This is a genomic window from Photorhabdus kayaii (assembly GCF_025384895.1).
In the GTDB taxonomy this organism is placed as follows: domain Bacteria; phylum Pseudomonadota; class Gammaproteobacteria; order Enterobacterales; family Enterobacteriaceae; genus Photorhabdus; species Photorhabdus kayaii.
Map to the genome: position 1 here is coordinate 1 of NZ_JAJAFZ010000182.1, position 1,240 is coordinate 1,240.

The window sequence follows — 1,240 nt, forward strand, 5'->3', positions numbered from 1 at the left end:
TTCCCAAATGCGGGTCGTCCACTCCCGCCTGGCACCACTATCTTCATTTCTAAGCTGCCTGTACGGCAGTGCACGTGGATAGCGACAACATTCACATCACTGTACTTTTCTAAGCTGCCTGTACGGCAGTGCACTGTTCCAGCCCACACAACGCGACAAACATGAATTTCTCACGGAAGGTAAAATACTCCAGCAGCAGCTGATAACCACTGAACGCGCTGTCCCCTTTCGGCCACAGCCTTTCCTCATCGCCAAATCCCAGCGGGGAGAATCCCCCGTCAAGTCGGCGCCTCCGCGCTAATGGGCAACAACCACGTCGTCCACCGTTCGGTCTGCTCTCGGGCGAGGGCCAACACATCACGCTCACCCAGACAGGTTGTTATCAATCGTTGCAACATGATCCCTCCGTCAGGTCATCGTCATCGACCGGTGAGATGACCGGGTTATTACCCGGTGTCGTGTCAAAAATCTCTTTCGGCAGGGTAAATCCCCGCAGTTTCAGCAACGCCAGCGGCCCGCTGCCCATTTCCGTGCGTAATATCCAGGTCACCGGTAAACCGTCCGGCATAGTGAAGGTCAGCCGGTAACGGCTTTCATCCCACTTTTCTGCTTTCGCCCGCGCCAGCCAGCGAATGAGCCCCCAGGTTCCCGGATAATCACCGAACAGCCGCGCCCCGGCATTGACACTGGTCCAGGTCAGCATCACCCCCGGTTTATACGTCTCTCCCGGCCAGCGAAAACGCTGCCAGCTTTCCATCTGGTTGAAGTAACGCAATTTCTGCCCGTCTATCGTCAGGTCGGTTTCCACCACATCCCGCGCCGCGCGCGCCCGCAGTTCAAACCGCAGTCCCTGACTGCCGTCCGCAAACAGCACATCCGATAACTGACTGAGCTGATTCACCGCTTGCAGGAAACGCGGGTTAACCTGCAACCCCTGACCGTTCACGTTATCCGGCACCCAACGGTTACCCGCTTTATGCAGCACCCCGCCTAACTGGCGCGTCAAAAACTGCTCAATGCGCCCGGTGTCCGGGCGGATAAACTGCCCCAGCATCGGCAATGAAATGTCACTCTGCCCACCGGCAAACGGGTAGCGACCGGCAAAGGCGGTATTCCAGTTAGCCACGATGGCTGTCTGCCACTGTTCATTTAAACTTGCCGCTGCCGGTTTCAGTATTCCCTGCCATGCCTGATTTAACGGCTGTACGAACATCGTCTGACCGAAACCGCGCCATTGGTC

Annotated in this window: 1 protein-coding gene and 1 pseudogene; both read right to left on the bottom strand. The window is 57.2% G+C overall.

The genetic code is table 11. From position 1 onward, the window contains the following. Positions 1 to 136: 136 nt before the first annotated feature. A pseudogene (locus tag LGZ98_RS23755) lies at positions 137 to 292 on the bottom strand (type VI secretion system baseplate subunit TssF); the annotation flags it as partial. 90 nt (positions 293 to 382) lie between these two features. Next, a partial coding sequence (locus LGZ98_RS23760; RefSeq protein WP_315902011.1) for a type VI secretion IcmF C-terminal domain-containing protein occupies positions 383 to 1,240 on the bottom strand: 858 nt, incomplete at its 5' end.